General features: G+C 70.6%; 13 protein-coding genes and 1 pseudogene. 8 read left to right on the top strand and 6 right to left on the bottom strand.

The annotated features are described in order from the left end of the window. Positions 1-1,632 carry an FGGY-family carbohydrate kinase gene (locus HS104_31355; GenBank protein ID MBE7484452.1) on the bottom strand — a complete coding sequence of 544 codons (1,632 nt, stop codon included), beginning with the start codon at positions 1,630-1,632 and terminating at the stop codon, positions 1-3. Positions 1,633-1,686: 54 nt separating this feature from the next. On the opposite strand from HS104_31355, the gene HS104_31350 reads away from it, so the two are divergent. Beyond that, positions 1,687-2,805: an NADPH:quinone oxidoreductase family protein gene (locus HS104_31350; GenBank protein MBE7484451.1), complete on the top strand. Its 1,119-nt coding sequence runs from the start codon at positions 1,687-1,689 to the stop codon at positions 2,803-2,805. A 6-nt stretch (positions 2,806-2,811) separates the two neighbouring features. Here the strand turns inward: HS104_31350 and HS104_31345 are convergent, their stop codons facing one another. Continuing rightward, positions 2,812-3,753 (bottom strand): M23 family metallopeptidase, encoded by a 942-nt coding sequence (locus HS104_31345; protein ID MBE7484450.1) that lies wholly within the window; start codon positions 3,751-3,753, stop codon positions 2,812-2,814. A 1,175-nt stretch (positions 3,754-4,928) separates the two neighbouring features. Here HS104_31345 and HS104_31340 point away from each other — a divergent pair. Continuing rightward, positions 4,929-5,663 carry a tetratricopeptide repeat protein gene (locus HS104_31340; protein MBE7484449.1) on the top strand — a complete coding sequence of 245 codons (735 nt, stop codon included), beginning with the start codon at positions 4,929-4,931 and terminating at the stop codon, positions 5,661-5,663. Between the two features lie 15 nt (positions 5,664-5,678). After that, a complete protein-coding gene (locus tag HS104_31335) occupies positions 5,679-6,887 on the top strand; it encodes a DUF2062 domain-containing protein (GenBank protein MBE7484448.1) in 1,209 nt (402 codons plus the stop codon). 583 nt (positions 6,888-7,470) lie between these two features. Here HS104_31335 and HS104_31330 read toward each other — a convergent pair. The 3 genes from HS104_31330 to HS104_31320 are packed head-to-tail and all read right to left on the bottom strand — an operon-like array spanning position 7,471 to position 11,421. Beyond that, complete coding sequence (locus HS104_31330) at positions 7,471-8,970, bottom strand: response regulator (protein MBE7484447.1); 1,500 nt, start codon at positions 8,968-8,970, stop codon at positions 7,471-7,473. A 38-nt stretch (positions 8,971-9,008) separates the two neighbouring features. Continuing rightward, a complete protein-coding gene (locus tag HS104_31325; GenBank protein MBE7484446.1) occupies positions 9,009-10,820 on the bottom strand; it encodes an RNA methyltransferase in 1,812 nt (603 codons plus the stop codon). A 13-nt stretch (positions 10,821-10,833) separates the two neighbouring features. Beyond that, positions 10,834-11,421: a CPBP family intramembrane metalloprotease gene (locus tag HS104_31320; GenBank protein ID MBE7484445.1), complete on the bottom strand. Its 588-nt coding sequence runs from the start codon at positions 11,419-11,421 to the stop codon at positions 10,834-10,836. A 90-nt stretch (positions 11,422-11,511) separates the two neighbouring features. Here HS104_31320 and HS104_31315 point away from each other — a divergent pair, with 90 nt between their 5' ends. After that, positions 11,512-12,216 carry a sigma-70 family RNA polymerase sigma factor gene (locus HS104_31315; protein ID MBE7484444.1) on the top strand — a complete coding sequence of 235 codons (705 nt, stop codon included), beginning with the start codon at positions 11,512-11,514 and terminating at the stop codon, positions 12,214-12,216. Here HS104_31315 and HS104_31310 read toward each other — a convergent pair whose 3' ends face one another. Further along, the gene (locus HS104_31310) at positions 12,217-12,543 is read right to left on the bottom strand and encodes a hypothetical protein (GenBank protein ID MBE7484443.1); all 327 of its coding nucleotides are present in this window, start codon (positions 12,541-12,543) and stop codon (positions 12,217-12,219) included. A gap of 86 nt (positions 12,544-12,629) precedes the next feature. Here HS104_31310 and mnmA point away from each other — a divergent pair, with 86 nt between their 5' ends. The 4 genes and pseudogenes from mnmA (at position 12,630) to HS104_31290 (ending at position 16,272) form a co-directional block, all read left to right on the top strand. Continuing rightward, positions 12,630-13,688 (top strand): tRNA 2-thiouridine(34) synthase MnmA, encoded by a 1,059-nt coding sequence (gene mnmA, locus HS104_31305; protein ID MBE7484442.1) that lies wholly within the window; start codon positions 12,630-12,632, stop codon positions 13,686-13,688. Then, positions 13,685-14,305: a hypothetical protein gene (locus HS104_31300; protein MBE7484441.1), complete on the top strand. Its 621-nt coding sequence runs from the start codon at positions 13,685-13,687 to the stop codon at positions 14,303-14,305. The genes mnmA and HS104_31300 overlap by 4 nt, the downstream gene beginning before the upstream one ends. A gap of 148 nt (positions 14,306-14,453) precedes the next feature. Continuing rightward, positions 14,454-15,344 carry a tetratricopeptide repeat protein gene (locus HS104_31295; GenBank protein MBE7484440.1) on the top strand — a complete coding sequence of 297 codons (891 nt, stop codon included), beginning with the start codon at positions 14,454-14,456 and terminating at the stop codon, positions 15,342-15,344. 1 nt (position 15,345) lies between these two features. Continuing rightward, a pseudogene (locus HS104_31290) lies at positions 15,346-16,272 on the top strand (serine/threonine protein kinase). Positions 16,273-16,821: the final 549 nt, after the last annotated feature.

The raw sequence follows: 16,821 nt of genomic DNA, 5'->3' as shown, positions 1-16,821 counted from the left end.
CTACTTCATCAGCTCGCGGTAGGCCATCTGATCGGCGTACATGCGCTGGAACACCGCGTGCTTCTTCTGGTGATAGCTCGCCACCGCGCCGCCCGCCGGCTCGACCACGCGCTCCGCGCAGCTCATCTTGGCCATGGCCTCGAGCACGCTCGGTGAGTCGCCCGACGCCACCGCACCCAGGATGGCGGAGCCGAGCAGCACGGCCTCGGGCTCCTTCGGCAGCACGATGCGACAGCCCGTCGCGTCCGCGTGCTCGCGCACGAACACCGGGTTCTTGACGTCACCGCCGCAGGCCAGGATGGTGTCGATGCGGTAGCCGTGGGCGTTCATGGTGTCCAGGATGTGCCGCGTGCCGTGGGCGATGCCCTGGATGGTCGCCAGATACGCGAGCGCCAGCGAGTCCACGCTGTCGCTGAGCCGGAGCCCGCTCACCATGCCGCGCAGCGTGGGATCGGCGCGCGGCGAGCGGTTGCCGTGGTGATCCGGCAGAACGTGAAGCTCGCGGGTCAGCTCCGCCGGGAACGGCGCGCGACCGGCGAGGGCCTCCAGACGCTCGTTGAGCAGCGCGTACACGCTCTCGCCCCGTCGGCTCGCCTCCGTAGCCAGCTCCGCCCCGCGCGCGTGGCTCTCGATCACGTGGTCGATCAGCGCGCCGGTGGCGCTCTGGCCACCTTCGGTCAGCCAGAGATCCGGGATCATCGCCGAGAAGTACGGGCCCCAGATCCCGGGCACGAACTTCGGCTCGCGGCTCACCGCCATGTGGCAGCTCGAGGTGCCGCCGATCAGCGCGACGCGCCTCTCGAGCCCCTCGGCGTCGGGCGCCCGCCCGTCGAGCGGCGCGCCGAGCAGCCCGAGGCCACCCGCGTGCGCGTCGATGATCGAGACGCCCACCGGCGTACCGGCCGCGAGCCCGAGCTCCTCCGCCGCTCGCGCGGTGAGCCCTCCGGCGCGCTCACCCATCGGGCGCACGCGGGTGCCGATGCGCGCCCAACCCTCGTCGGCCAGCGCTCCCAGGCCGACCTGCCGGAAGTAGTCCTCGCGGAAGCCGCCCTCGTGGCCCACGTAGGTCCACTTGCACACCGTCGTACACAGCGAGCGCACGTCCTCACCCGTCGCCCGCCACACCAGGAAGTCCGGCAAGTCCAGGAACGACTTTGCGCGCTGCCACGCCGTCGGGTGGTGCTCCGCGAGCCAGAGCAGCTTCGGGGTCTGCATCTCCGGGGAGATGACGCCGCCGACGAAGCGCAAGACGTCGTGCCCCAGAGCGTTGATGCGCGCTGCCTGCTCGGTGGCGCGGTGGTCCATCCAGACGATGACGTTCTGCTCGTCCCGGTTCGTCGGGCTCACGCTCAGCGGCTGCCCGGCGCCGTCGAGCGCCACCAGCGAACAGGTGGCGTCGAAGCCGATACCCGCGACGTCGCTCGGTCCGAGCCCCGCTTCGTTCATGGCACCTCGCACCGCGACCTGGACGGCGCGCCAGATGTCGTCGGACGACTGCTCCACGAAGTCTTCCTCGGGACGGAAGATCAGGATCGGCTCGACGCCGATCCCCAGCCGCGCCCCCGAGGCGTCGAACAGCCCGGCCCGCACGCTGCCCGTCCCCACGTCCACACCGAGATACGCCCGTGCCATCGCCGGACGATGCTACGCCCGCAGGACGCGATCCGGGAGTAGGCTCGGGGTTTCATGTCGTCCCTCTCGCCGGGCCAGAAGGTCGTCGTCTCGGAGCTGGCCGAGACGCCAGTGGAGGCCATCGAGCGCTTCGTCAGCGTCGTGGCCCAAGAAGCGCCGGATCCGGCGACGCTCGCGTCGACGGACGTGCTGGTCGAGGTCAAGAGCGCCTCCGTCGGCTGGGTGGACCTGATCATGACCAGCGGGCAGTACCAGCACGTGCCGGCGCCGCCTTACACACCCGGCCTCGAGTACGCCGGCGTCGTGGTCTGGAAGGGCAGCGCAGTGGGCGATCGTCTCGATCTCGGCGACCGAGTGCTCGCCGATGGCGCGCTCACCGGTCCGCGCTCGCTGGGCGCGCACCAGCGCTGGGGCGGCTGGGCCAAGTACGCCGTGGCGCCCGTGGAAGCGCTCCTGCGCATCCCGGGCAAGCTCGACTTCGATCAGGGCTGCAACCTGCTCGGCAACTACGAGACGGCGTATCACTGTCTGATCGCCCGCGGGCGCCTCGCGGCGGGCGAGACGGTGCTGATCCTGGGCGCGTCGGGCGCCACGGGTCTGGCTGCCGTGCAGATCGCCAAGCTGAGCGGCGCGACCGTGATCGCCACCGGACGCTCCCACCAGAAGCTCGCGCTGGTCGCGCAGCACGGCGCCGATCACCTGGTCGTGACGGAGAGCGACGGCGCCGGCGTGAAGCCCTTCAGGCACCAGGTCAAGGCCCTCACCGGAGGCCGCGGCGTGGACGTCGTCTACGACGGCGTGGGCGGCGCGCTCTCCGTCGAGAGCCTGCGCTGCACGCGCTTCGGAGCGCGCTTCCTGATCGTCGGTTGGGCCTCGACGCCGTTCGTCGCCAAGGGCAAGGGCGGACGCGGCGCTCCCAACGTGAACCAGCTGCCCACCAACCTGATCATCATGAAGGGTCTGGACGTGCTCGGCTGCCCGACCGTCATCGCCACGCTGAACGATCCCTCGATCCGCGCGCCGCGCCTGGCGAAGATCCTGGAGTGGGCCGAGCGCGGCGAGCTCCACCCGCACGTGTCGCACCGCTTTCCGCTGGCCCGGATCCACGACGCCATGCGCGCGAAGTGGTCGGGAGAGGTGACCGGCGGGGCGGTGGTGCACCCTGACAACTGACCCGACTCACTCCGAGACTTCGCCGTCGTCGCTGGCGCCCTGGGCCTTCAGCAGGTCCTTGTCGGTCAGGTAGACCGCGTTGCCGGCCTTGGGCGCCGCCGGCTCGGGCGTCTTGGCCGGGGCCCCCGTGGGCGCAGCGGCGGCGGGCGCCGCGCCGGTCGGCTCTGGGCCGCCGCTCGCGAACTCGTCGTCACCCTCGGCGGGATCCGTGCTGTCCGCCGGGGCTGCGACCGCCGGCTTGGTCGGCAGCGGGGCGGGCAGCGCCACGGAGTCGAGAAGCTCGTCGTATTGCTGCTTCACCTTCGCGAAGGCGTCGCGCTCGTCCTTGCCGATGACGCGCATGCCGTCCAGGTTCAGCGTCTCGGCGTCGAAGAACTCGCCGTTCTTCTTCGCCGTGAAATGCAGGTGCGGCCCGGTCGAGCGACCGGTGGAGCCGACGTAGCCGACGAGCTGCAAGCGCTTGACCTTGTCGCCCACCTTCAGCCCCTCGGCGAAGCGCGAGAGGTGCGCGTACCCCGTCTCGATGCCGCCGGGGTGGTCGATCTTGACCAGGTTCCCGCTCGGACCCGCCGGGCCAATGAAGCTCACCGTGCCGTACGACGAGGCGCCGACGGGAGCACCCGTCGGCGCGCCGAAGTCGGTGCCGGTGTGCGGCATCACCTTCTTCAGCACCGGGTGCAGTCGCTTCGGGTTGAAGCGCGAGGTGATGGGGGCGTCTTTCACCGGCTTGCGCCAGCCGCCCTCGTAGGGCGAACGTCCTTTGTCGTCGTAATAGCCGCGCTCGCTTTGCCCCCGGTGGTAGTAGAGGCGGAAGGGTTTGTCCTTGTCGTTGGCGCGGCGGATCTCCAGCGCCTCGATGCCGGCGTAGCGCGAGAACTCACCCAGTACCGTTATCTCTTGGGCCACGACGCGCACCACGTCGCCGCGCTCGAGGTCGTCCAGGCTCATGTGGCCGTCCAGCGCCTTCGTGAGCACGCTGGCGAGCCCGCGCTCGAGGCCGCCCTTCTCCGCGGAGGCATCGACGTCGCCGTCCACGACGAAGGACCCTTTGACCTGGGCGCGTTCGATCTTGAAGTCGAGGCGCTTGCCCGCGAGCTCGCCCGTGGCTGCCTCGCGCGCCTGGTACACCTCTTCCTTGTTCACCACGTACTCGAAGGCCTTCACGCGGGAGCTCGCCCGGTCGACGAGCGCAAGGAAGCTGTGGCTCCGCTCGCACTTGTCGAGGTTTCGGAGCTCCTTGAGCGCGTTGAACACCCGATAGGCTTCCTTCTTGTCCACTCCGGCGTCTTCGACGGCCTTCAGGAACGAGTTTGTTCCGATCTTTCCCTCGACCACTCGGGCGCCGGCCTCGCCCCTCGCGTCGCTCACGCGCCACGGGCCCGGCAGCTTCACACGCTGGCGCTTGGGAACGGCGCTCGGGGCTTCGGCGGCGGCGGGGGTCTCGACGGCAGCGCCCGCCGACGACGCCGGCGCGGTCGGCGCGGTTCCGACGCGCATCACCAGCGCGATGATCGACGCCACGGTCGCGAGCCCGAGCAGGGTCCCGAAGACCGCGATCATGTTCGGCGAGAGCGGCGCGCGAGGTCGCAGGGAGAGCGGGCCTCCGGCGACGGGCGCCGACGGTGGGCCGCCGAGCGGGCCGAGGGAGTCCAGCTCGCCGGCGTCGCGGCTCGCCTGCCCGACCTCGTCGACCCCGCCGGGGGGCCTCGGAGCGCGGGTCCGAGCGACCGCTGCGCGGGCGAGCAGTCGGGCGCGAACCGGATGCACCCCCTCGGAGCTGGCCTCGGCCACCTCCGGCGCGGGCGACGGGGCCTCCTCGACGACCGGAGATTCCGCTTCGATTTCAGGAGCTTCAGCCGGCGCACCGGGCGCGGCCGGCTCTGCGGGCGCACGTTCCCCCGAGGAAACATCCGCCTCGAGCTCGAGCTCGGGCTCCGTCTCGCCATCGTCGCGCGCTAGTGGGTCCGTGACCCGGCCGACGTGGCGTGTCCCTGAAGCCGCCACGGCCGGGGCGTAGCAGCGGCTCGTTGACGGAGCAAGCCGGCCAGGAGCAGTGATAGAGGAGGAGGCCGGACCAAGGGGTTTTTCCCCGAGCCCGAATTTCCGGGAGACTGTTCACCGAGATGGATGACCACCTGAAGCAGCTCTTGCTGCTCGGCCGCGAGCACTACCAAAACCGCGAGTACGACCGGGCCGAGTACTTGCTCCGACAGGTGGCCGACAAGGCCGACCAGTTCGCGGACGTCCACCACATGCTCGGCGTGATCGTGCACAGCCGCGGCGACTTCGCCGAAGCTGAGCGCCACTTCGAGCGCGCGGTGCAGATCAACCCGAACTACACCGAAGCGCAGCTCAACCTGATGGTCACCTACAACGACCTCGGGAAATACGACGAGGCCCGACGGCTGTACGCGCAGATGCGCAGCCGCGGTCAGGAGAAGGGCAGAGAGCTCGATCCCTTCGCCAAGGGCAAGATCGCCAACATGCACGCCGAGCTGTCGCAGGCATACCTCGATGTCGGCATGACGGTGGACGCCATTCGAGAGCTCGAGAAGGCGACGGTCCTGTGCCCGACCTTCGCGGATCTGCTGACGCGCCTCGGCGTCCTCTACCGTGACAGCGGCGACACTGCGCGCGCCAGGGAGAAGTTCGCTGCAGCCAAGGAGGCGAACCCGAAGTACCTCCAGGCGCGTCTGCTCTTGGGCGTGCTGATGCTCTCCGGCGGCGAGAACGAAGCCGCGGTGTCCGAGTTCGAAGCCGTCGTCGCCCAAGACCCGGACAACAAGAGCGCGCAGACCTACCTACGCATCGCGAAGAACCCCAAGAAGAGCGAGGCCCCGCCCGCCAAGGGCGACTGAGCGCGCCGCTTCGCCATGAAGTGGGCGCGGCTCTGGCGCCGCCTGCGCGGCGGACGCCTCACGCGGAGGCGAGCTGCCGGCTCGGTGGCGGCGGGGTTGTTCATCGGCTCGCTCCCGCTGTTTGGCCTGCATTTTCCGCTGTGCGTGGCGGTGTGCGTGCCGCTCTCGCTCGACCTGGTGACCGCGTACGTCGCCGCGAACATCTCCAACCCGTTCTTCGCGCCGTTCCTGATCGCCGCGGAGGTGCAGGTCGGCGCGCTGATCCTCGAGGGTCACTTCGTGCCGTTCAGCATCGAGCAGGCGCGCGCGACCGGCGTCTCCGGCTTCGTCGCGCAGGCCGCCGTGGGCTCGCTGGCGACGGGGACGGTGCTGGCGCTGCTCGGCGCCGCGGCCGCCGCGCTGGTCGTGCGCCGTGATCCCCCAGCGCGGGACGCTCGAGTGGACGACGCGATCGATCGCACGGTCATGCGTTACGCGCGCGCGCCTCGGGGCGATCGCGCCTACGTGGCCGCCAAGCTCGCCAGCGATCCCGTGGTGCGACAGGTCGCCGGCCTGGGCGGCGCCTTCGGCGAAGTGCTCGACGTGGCGACCGGGCGCGGCCAGCTCGCGCTGTTCTTGGTCGAGCTCGGCGCCGCCAGCAGCTTCAGAGGGTTCGATTGGGACGAGCGCAAGGTCGAGCTCCTGCGGCACGCCGCGGGTGGCGCGGGCGAGGCCTCAGTGGGCGACGTGACGAGCGCGGAGCTGGGTGCCGCCGACACGGTGCTGCTCGTGGACGTGCTCCACTACTTGCCGGGCGAAGCCCAACGCGCGCTGCTCCGCCGCGCGGCCGCGGCGCTCAGACCGGGCGGACGCCTGCTCGTGCGCGAGCTCGATCCGAACCGCGGCCTGGCGAGCCGCGTGGCCCTATGGGCGGAGCGCCTGGGCACGCGGGCCGGGGTGAACCGCGGTGCCATCCTCACGCTGATCGAGCCGGCGACCCTGCACGGCGAGCTGGAGTCGCTGGGACTCTCGCCGACACTGGTGGCGCACCCGGACGGGAAGAGCTCGCCGAACTACCTGATGGTCGCGGAGCGACCGGCCGAGAGCTCCGCGTCCCCGGCTCGGTCCTCGAAGCTCGCCACGTCGGCGTCGAGCACCTCGGCCAGCGCCTCGATGGCCGCGCGGGCCTCGACCGCCACGTCGGGCTGCTCTCCGGTGAGCTCGGCCACGCTGGTCACCCCGTAGTCACGGATTCCGCACGGCACGATCATGCCGAACAGCTCGAGGTCGGTGGTCAGGTTGAGCGCGAAGCCGTGCATGGTGACCCAGCGCGAGATGCGCACGCCGATGGCGCCGAGCTTGGCGAGGTGGAGCGCGTGCTCTCTGCCGCGGAACTCGCCCGGAGACCTCTTGTCCACCCACACGCCGATCAGCCCCTCCACGGGTCCGGACGAGATGCCGTGGCGCAGCGCTAGGCGTCGCATCGTCTCGGCGAGATCCGCGACGTAGCGGCGCACGTCCTGCCGATCCGGAGCCAGGCTCAAGATCGGGTAGCAGACCAGCTGTCCCGGGGCGTGCAGCGTGACGTCGCCGCCGCGTCCGGTCTCCACCAGATCGACGCCGGCGGCCTTCAAGAGCTCGGTCGGCAAGAGCACGTTGTCGGCCTTGGCGCCGCGGCCCAGGGTGATGACGGGCTCGTGCTCGAGCAAGAGCACCGTGTCGGGGATCTGACCGGCCTGGCGCGCGGCCTGGAGCTGCTTCTGCAGCTCGTGCACGTCTTCGTAGCGGCGCCGTCCGAGCCACGCCCCGTGGAGCTGCCGGCGCACGCTCACTCCGGGATCGGCTCGCCGGCGTCGCGCATCTCTTCGCGCAACACCTCGATCTTCTCGGTGAACGTGCCGGCCGCGTCCGGGTCGAACTGCGATCCGGAGCAGCGCGTGATCTCGTTGACGGTGACCTCGTGCGGCAACGCCCGGCGGTAGGCGCGATCGCTGGTCATGGCGTCGTAGGTGTCGGCGACGGAGATGATGCGCGCGATCAGCGGGATGTCGTCGCCGGCCAGGCCGATGGGGTAGCCCCGACCGTCCCAGCGCTCGTGGTGCAGGTAAACGCCCGGGATGACCGGTTCCAAGAACTTGATCGGGTCGAGGATCTCGCGGCCGTAGACCGGGTGCTTCTTGAAGATCTCGTACTCTTCCTGCGTGAGCTTGCCCGGCTTGTTCAGGTTCATCACGCAGCCGACCTTGCCGATGTCGTGCATCAAGGCGGAGTGGCGAACCACCTCGATCTGGTCTTCGGACAGCCCCAGCCAGCGAGCCAGCGCCACCGAGTAGATGGCCACGCGCTCGGAGTGGCCGGCAGTGTAGCGATCCATCTTGTCGATGGTGCGGGCCAGGCTCTTGATGGTCTGCTTGAACGTCGCCTGCAGGTCCTCGTAGAGGCGCGCGTTCTCGATGGCCGCCGCGGCGCGCGAGGCCAGGATGCTGAGCAGCTTGCGCTGGCCTTCGTCGAAGCGCCGGCTCGAGGTCAGCGACACCACGCCGATCCAGCCGATTAGCCGCTCGCGCATCTTCATCGGCACGACCGCCACGCTGGAGACCGGACGGCTCGGCAGCTCCGCGAACAGCTCCGCCGCCCGCGCGTCGTGCTCGACGATGGGGCCTCCCTGCTTGAGCCGCGAGACCACCGCGTCCGGCTTGAAGTGCCCGATGGACTCGTCGCGCGGCAGGGGCGCGGCGCGGGTGGCGCTGCGCTCGAAGAAGCTGCCCTCGCCGTCGTCGAGCCAGGTCGAGACGACGTCGGCGCGTACCTCGTGCAAGCTGTTGTCGGTCACCGTGGCGATGACCTCGTCGAGCGAGAGGCTCGCCGCGATGGCCTCGCTCACTTTGTACAGCGACAGCGCCTCACGCAGCCGGAGGTTCTCCGCCGCCAGCCGCCGCTTCTCCAGCCCGCGCTGGACGATGTGGATGATCTCTTCGACCTTGAACGGCTTCAGGATGTAGTCGTAGGCACCACGCTTCATCGCGTCGATGGCCGTCTCCACGGTGCCGAAGCCGGTCATGATCACTGCGATGGTATCGGGGTGAGCGTGCGACAGCTCCTTCAAGAGCTCGAGCCCGCCCATGCGCGGCATCTTCAGGTCGCTGATGACGATGTCGTAGCTGGCCCGCGAGAGCTCCGTCACCGCCGCGGAGCCGTCCTCGGCCGTGCGCACGACGTAGCCTTCCATGCCGAGGAAGTCGGCGAGGATGTCGCGAATGAACTTTTCGTCATCGACGACGAGAACGCGGGGTCTCTCGTCGAGCGGTCCGAGGTCGAGCTGTGACATCGCCGAAAGCGGGCTCTCAGCGTAACAGAATCCGGCGCCTAGTCGCCGATTTCTCCCGCCCGTGCGTTCCGGAAACCCAGACGTTGCAGGACTGCAATGAAGTCACCCGGAAGTGGGCTCGAAACCTGGATGGGAGGGCCGCCGGTGGGCTGCCCGAGCTCGAGCCGCTCGAGGTGCAAGAGCTGGCGGTCGAGCCCGTGTTTCTCCTCGAAGTGTCGGTTCGTGGGCCCGTGGCCGTGGCGAGCGTCACCGATCACGGGGTGCCCCAGCCCCGCCATGTGGCGACGAATCTGGTGCTTCCTGCCCTCGCGCGGCTCGACGAAGACCAGGCTGTGGCCGCCGGCGACCTCGACGCGCCGGTAGCGGGTGTGTGCCGCGCGAGCGCGCCCGGCCTCGAGCAGATCGCGGTTCACGGCGCCCTTCGCCCGGGTGACGCCCCGCACCAGAGCCAGGTAGCGCTTCTGGGTTCCCTCCCCCGTGAAGGCGGGCTGCCAGCGTGCCGCGCTCTCCCCGTCTCTGGCGAACACGATCACACCGCTGGTCTCGAGGTCGAGCCGGTGCAGCGGCACGGCTCGCTCCGCGCCCGGCAGCCGCCGCACGCGCTCGAGCAGGCTGAAGGGGTGCTCGCCCTGCGGCGTGGTCGGCTCGTGCGGCGGTTTGTCGATCACGATCAGGTCGCCGTTCTCGAACAGCACGCGCGGCGACGGGCGCGGCCCGGGCTCCAGGAGCGCGAGCGTCTCGACCTGCTCGGACAGCGGAATCATGTCGAACGGGCTCAGCAACCGCGGCGAAAATCCGAGCACCAGGAATGCGTCGAGGTCCCGCGCCAGCGTGTCTGGAGCGCACGAGACGTAGGCGACCGCTTTTGGCTTCGCCGAAGCCACCGCGGCACGCGCGCGCGGCCCGAGCCCGCGCCGCGGCGGGTTGACCACCACGGCGTCGACTCGCCCCTCGGCGCGCACGAGCTCCGCGTCGTCGGCGATCACCGCGAGGCCGGCGCCGCGCGCGGCGCGCGCGGCGGGCGCGAACGACTCCACCAACGTGACCTCTGCGCCGGCCCGCGCCAGCATCAGTCCGATGGCGCCGGAGCCACCATACACGTCGTAGACTCGGCGCCCGGCGAGCGAGCCCAACGCCGATCCCAGCGCCGCGCGAATGGCTTGGTGCAAGCGCGCCGCCTGCCCGCGATGGGTCTGCACGAACGCGCCGGGGGTGGCTCGATGTGCCACGCCGTCGATCTCGTCGGGCAGCTCGCTGGCTCCGGCGACCGTGCGCGGCGCCCCGCCCAAGAGGCGCGGGCCCGACCCGCGCACGCTGAGCGCGACGCCCGCCACTTTCGGCTCGCGCTCCATGATGGCCCTGGCGGCGACGGCCGCCTCGGCGTCGGTGCCGGCCCGGCCGCCCTCGACGATCAACGTGACCAGCAGGCGCACGCCGCCGGCCCGGGCCTCGCGGACGTCCACGCCCGAGAGCACGCCGCCGTCGGCGCGCGGCACCAGCAGCTTGCCGGCGCCAGCGGGTGGGTTTCGGCAGAGCTCCCGGAGCGCGGCGACCTCGGCCGCGACCTCCGGCGTGAGCACGCGACACTCCGGCAAGTCGAGGACCTCGTGGCCCTCGGCGGCGTAGAGCCCGATGGCCCCGCCAGCGCCGACGACCAGCTTGGCGCGCACGCGGTACCCGCTGACCGGATCGGCTGCCACCATCGCCCCCACGGGCAGGCGAGCCAGCGCGGGAAAGCGCGCGAGCGCGGAGCGCAGGGTGGCGAGCTTCTTCTCCAGCTGCGCTGCGTAGTCCAGGCCAATCAGTGGGCAGCCCGTGCAGCGCTCCGCGTGCGGGCACTCGACGCGCATGGGCAGGCGGGGCTCAGCCCAGGAGCCCGCCGAGCGCGCGGCGCGCGGGCGTCGGGTCGTGGCTCTTCAGGTAGGCCAGGTTCAGGCCGTTCACCAGGGCGTGAGCGGCGATGGGACCGAGCAGCGAGCCGGTGATCTGGAAGATTGAGCCGAGCAAGAGCCCGACCGCGGTGGCCCAGGCCATCCAGACGAAGCGGCTGGGCCCGCGCACCTGGTGCAGGAAGCCGAACAGCACGGCCTGGAGCAAGATACCGATCCAAGGCTGGAGCAGCCCACGGAACAGCAGCTCTTCGCCCAGCGCGCTGAGCAGCGCGAGCGCGACGATGCCCTGCGTGCTCATCACGCGCGCGACCGGACGCAGCTCCCGGTGCAAGCGGCGCGCCCACTCGAAGCGGGCCACGCTGAGCCGCGTGGACATGACGATCAGCGCGCCCACCGTGAGCCCCATCATCACGCTGTAGGTGTGGCGGGCGGGCTCGGCCAGCGAGAGCAGCGGCTCGGGGTGCGAGAACGGAGAGCCGGCACGCAGCACGACCGCCACCACCGCGGAGAGCGCTCCGAGGAAGGCGTAGGCGAGCGCGAAATGGCCCCAACGCAACACGCGGGGACTATGGCACAGCTCGGCCGACCCGGCACCGGGCAGCGGCTCGGCTTCCGGGCCCCCCGGGTTTGTTGCTAGGCTCGCCGCCGGGTGGCCAAGAAGGACGATCCGCCAGAGGTCCTCGCGCGTTTCCAGGCCGAGCTCGAGCTGGTCGAGATCGTGGCGAGGCAAGTCGCCAAGAGCGTCGGTCCACACGCCGAGCTCGGCGACCTGATGAGCTTCGGCCGCGAGGGTCTGCTCGACGCAGCGCGCCGCTTCGATCCCGAGCGCGGGGTACCCTTCCGCTCCTACGCCAACTTCCGCGTGAAGGGCGCCATCGTGGACGGCGTGCGCGACATGGCGCGTCTGCCGCGGCGGATCCACGCGCGCTTGCAGGGGCTGGCGGCCGGGTCCCGCTACAGCGAGGGGGCGCTCGAGGACCTGGCAGCTCCGCCTCCACCCGGCTCCAGCGCGGCGGACGCCGACCTGGCGCTCTCCGATCACCTGGCGGGCATGGCCACCGCCATCGCCATGGGGCTGGTCGCCAGCACCGCCCACGGCGAAGAGGGCGAGGCCGTGGGCATCGACCGCGGCCTGGACCCGGAGGAGGCGGCGGCGCAGAACGAGCTCTCGGCCCTGGTGCGGGAGACCATCGCCGGGCTACCCCAGGAGGAGGCGGAGCTGGTCCGCCGCCACTACCTCGAGGGCGAGCGATTCGATCACGTGGCGCGGGACCTGGGCCTGAGCAAGAGCTGGGCGAGCCGCTTGCACACGCGCGCGATGAGCCGCCTCACCAAACGCCTGCGCGGGCTCTGATCAGCCGCCGGAGCCCTGGAGCGTGGTCCTGACCGCCGAGGTCGACCGATCGACCAGCTTGGCGGCGAGGTCCACCGCCTCGGTGTAGCGGTAGATACCGGCCTGGAGCGCGATCAGCTCGCCGGCGTCCATGCCCGAATGCCGCCCCGAAGCGGCCCGCTTCACCAGCGCCTCGCCGCGGTCGATCTGGGTTCCGAGCCGCTCCAGGACTTCGCCGAAGGAGCTGCCGCTGACTTTCGGGAGGCTCTCCGGGGCCCGGGATCGAGCTCGCGGTGCTGAAGGCTCGGGCAGCTCGGTCCGGACGTTTCCGCGGGTTTTCTCGATCATGGGCCCCCTTCGGCCGCAGGCCGGCGCGAGTTTCCTGGATTCTTCGCCATAATGAGCGGGGCGTGGCCACCCGAGTCCTGATCGCGATGAGCGGAGGGGTCGACTCTTCCGTGGCGGCGGCCCGTCTGGTCGCCGCCGGTCTGGACGTGGTTGGCGTCACGCTGCACCTCTGGGACTACCCCGACGACGGTAGCGTGCGCGGCCGCTGCTGCGCGCCGGAGGACATCCACGACGCGCGGCGGGTCGCGGACGTCCTGGGCATTCCGCACTACGCCTTCGACCGGCGCGCCGAGTTCGAGCGAGAGATCGTCACGCCCTTCGTCGAGAGCTACCTCGGCGGCGAGACCCCGAGCCCTTGCGTGCGCTGTAACCGCGGCGTGAAGATGAAGGAGTTGTTCCACCTCGCCGCCGAGCTCGGGGCGGAGCGCGTGGCCACGGGCCACTACGCGCGGATCGTTCGAGAAGCCGGAGCACCTCGCCTCTGCCGCGCCCGCGACGCGTCCAAGGACCAGAGCTACTTCTTGCACATGCTCGGGAGACCCGAGCTCGAGCGGCTCGACTTCCCGCTCGGGGACTGTGCGAAGCACGAGGTGAGAGCCGAAGCCGAGCGCCTGGGGCTCCCCGGCGCCGGCAAGGGCGAGAGCCAAGAGCTGTGCTTCGTTCCCACGGGCCGCTACGATGAGCTGGTGAACGCCCGCGCCAAGGATCGACTGCGGCCCGGCCCCATCGTGGACTCCGAGGGGCGGGTGGTAGGCCAGCACGACGGCATCCACCGCTTCACCCGCGGGCAGCGCAAGAACTTGGGCGTCGCGCTGGGACAGCGCGCGTTCGTGGTGGACATCGACGCGGACTCGGCGGCCGTCCGCCTGGGCTCGCGAGAGGAGCTGCAGAGTGAGCTCGCCGAGCTCGACGAGCTGTCGCTCGCCGAGGGCGTCGGCCTGCCGCTGCGGGCCGGGGTCGCGGTGCGCTATCGCGGCGAGCCCCACGCCGCGGAGATCCGGCGGACCCCCCGAGGTGAAGTCGAGGTGGCCTTCGAGGTGCCGGTGCAGGCAGTGGTGCCGGGCCAGTTCGCCGTGTTCTACGACGGAGAGCGCGTGCTCGGCGGCGGGAGGATCAAGAAGAGCGCGCGACGGGGGTCGGCATGACCCGGGCGGCGCTCCTCGTGCTGGCAGTCGCCGCCCTGGGCTGTTCGACCGCCGAGGGCAAGGGCGAGGTCACGAGCGAGCGCCTGTACGTCGAGGACTGCTGGAACGGGAAGTTCAGCCTCGACCCGACCTTCTTCGGCGCAAACCCCTACATGGACACGCAGACCATCCGCATCCAGCGTGGCGACAACCTGGAGGAGGTCTCCGACGGGCTCATCGTGCTGGTCAAGGAGGTCGGCAAGATCCGAGACGAGGCGCTGGGTCAACCCCTCAAGGTCGGTTTGCCCCCTGGCGTGAGCCCGCCCGGCGTGCCCATCAAGCTCGATCCGGAGCCGCCGTTCGTCCACCTGTCCCTGTACCTCCATGACACCTGTCACGAGCAGAACGGCACGCTCTACTCGATGAGCGGCAGCATCACGTTCGACGCCCTGTTCAGCGGTGACCCGAACGAAGAGAGCTCCGACGATCGACTTACGGAAGCGCGCTTCTCGGCGAGCTTCGCGGATCCGCGCCACGTGCTGCCGAGCGGGGACATCGACCCCGAGCGCACTAGCCAGGTCGAGGGCTGGTTCCGCTTCTACTTCCAGCGCGGGCAACCAGCGCAGCCGTTTCCATGAGGGTCCCGAGCCCCGGGGCTCGTGTCCATACACTGTCGCACACCGGTCCTCGGGCCGCGGCCCCCGAAGTCGCGTGCTAGACTCGACGAGCCGGGTCGCTTGGGTTGATCCAGCCCCCCGGGCCCGGTACGCTTCTCAAGGATTTCTGATGGTTTCCCGAGCGCGAGCCCTGCTCGTCGCGGCGTGCATCTTCATCGGTGTCACGTCGCTGGTTCTACTCCCTGCCGCGCCCGTGGCGGCGGCGCCGAAGTCGTTCGGCCAGGCCGACACGGCCTGGCACCAGGGCGAGCTGGAAAAGGCGAAAGAGCTCTACGAGCAGTCCCTGGCGGCCGGCGGCCTCGAACCCGGCGACGTGGTCATCGCGCACTCGCGCGTCGGCACGGTCAAAGCCGCCTTGAACGACACGAACGGCGCTCTCAGCGCGTTCCGCGTCGCAGCGGCCATCGATCCGAACTTCGAGCTGCCGGCGGAGAGCGGACCGAAGGCCAAGAAGCTGTTCCAGCAGGCGCGGAAGGAAGCCCAGCAGCAGGGCGGGGAGAAGCTGAGCATCACGCTGAAGGCGCCCGACACGGTCCCGGCCAGCCAGGGCTTCACCCTGGAGACGGAGATCCCGCCCGGCTTCGCGGTGCTGGTCAGCGAGGTCGTCGTGGCGATCGAGGACCCCGTCAGCGGCAAGAAGTGGAAGCGCAAGAAGAGCGCCGAGCCGTCGCTCACCTTCGACTTCCCGAAGCGTGTCGCCATGGCGGGCGCGCGGCTCAAGGTGAAGGCGTCGGCCGTGGACGCGCAGAACAACGCCTGGACGGTCACCGAAGGGAAGATCCGCGTCGAAGGGACGCGCGCCAGCGAAGGCGGAATGGACGACGAAGAGCCCACTCCCGAGCCGACCAAACGACCCGAGAAGGACAAAGGCAACGACTTCTTCGCGGGTCCCTTGCCCTGGATCATCGGCGGTGCGCTGCTGGTCGGCGGCATCGTCATCTACGCGGTCACACGCAAGCCCGACGAGGTGAGCGTCGGCTCACCGGCGTGGAAGAAGTAGCATGGCGAACGACTTGGTCCCCGGTGGTCCGCAGCGCCCGAAGCTCGGGGGGTCGTCCCCGAGCGATCGCGAGCGCCGGATGGCCGAGGGCAGCGAGCCGAGCGTTCCGTCCGGCGGCACGTATTTCCTCGGCCGCTACCGCGTCGTGGACGAGATCGGCGTGGGCGGCATGGCCAGCGTGCACCTGGCGCGCGCCGACGGCCCCGGCGGCTTCCAGAAGTGGGTCGCCATCAAGCGCATCCACCGCCACCTGGCGGAGGACGAGCAGTTCATCCGCATGTTCCTCGACGAGGCGCGCATCGCCGCGCGCATCTCGCATCCGAACGTCGCGCAGGTCTTCGACCTGGGCAAGCAACGCGACACGTACTGGATCGCCATGGAGTACCTACATGGCGAGCCGATGCGCGAGATCATGCGCGCGGTGGAGGAAGGCGGCGCCCCACCCATGGGCCCGCAGCTCGCCGCCAAGGTGATCTCCGACGCGGCGGAAGGCCTGCACGCCGCCCACGAGCTCCGGGACAAGGACGGCAGGCTCCTGAACCTGGTCCACCGCGACGTCACCCCGCACAACCTCTTCCTCACCTACGACGGCGCGGTGAAGGTCGTGGACTTCGGCATCGCGAAGGTCACCGGGAGGCTCTCGACCACCCGCGCTGGTACCCTCAAGGGCAAGCTGGCGTACATGAGCCCCGAGCAGGTCCAGGGGGTCTCCATCGATCGGCGCACCGACATCTTCGCCCTGGGTGTCGTGCTCTGGGAGCTGACCACGGGGCGGCGCCTGTTCCGGATGGACAGCGACCTGGAGACACTGGAGCGAGTGCAGGCGTGCGTCGTGCCGCCTCCGTCCAGCATCATCGACAACTACCCGGTCGAGCTCGAGTCCATCGTGATGCGGGCGCTGGCCAAGGACGCGAACAAGCGCTTCGCGTCGGCCCGCGACATGTCGCGCGCGCTGCAGCAATACGTGATGCGCGCCGGCGCCTTCGTCGGGCCGGAGGAGATCGGCGCCTACGTGAAGCACGTGCTCTCCGATCGCTTCCAGAAGCGTGAGGCGCACCTGCAGTGGGCGGCAGAGGTCACTCAGACGGTTTCGCTCGAGTCGCTGGAGAACGCCCAGCCCCCCGTTGGAGAGGACGGCTCGCTCCTGACCTTCGAGTCCGACGTGCAGGAGGTGCCCCGCGGTCCGCGGCCCGCGGCGGGCGCGCCGGTGAAGACCACCGGACCGACACCCGCGGCGTCCCACGCGCGTGCGGTCCCCGCGCCGCTGCCACGCCCCGCGCCGATGCCGGCGCCTCGGCCGCTGGCCGCCACCGCGCCCATGCCGGCGGCTCGGCCTCTGCCCAAGTTCGAGACTACGAGCCAGACCGGAACCGAAGACCTGCTCGAGCCGGAGGAGGACGACGAGCTCGCCAAGACTCGCGTCGTCAGCCCGCAAGGGTCGTCACCCCACGCGGCTCCGCCGCCTGCCGCGGGCGCC

This window comes from Polyangiaceae bacterium (genome assembly GCA_015075635.1).
Classification (GTDB): domain Bacteria; phylum Myxococcota_A; class Polyangia; order Polyangiales; family Polyangiaceae; genus JADJKB01.
This window is presented reverse-complemented; position numbering and strand designations above follow the sequence as displayed.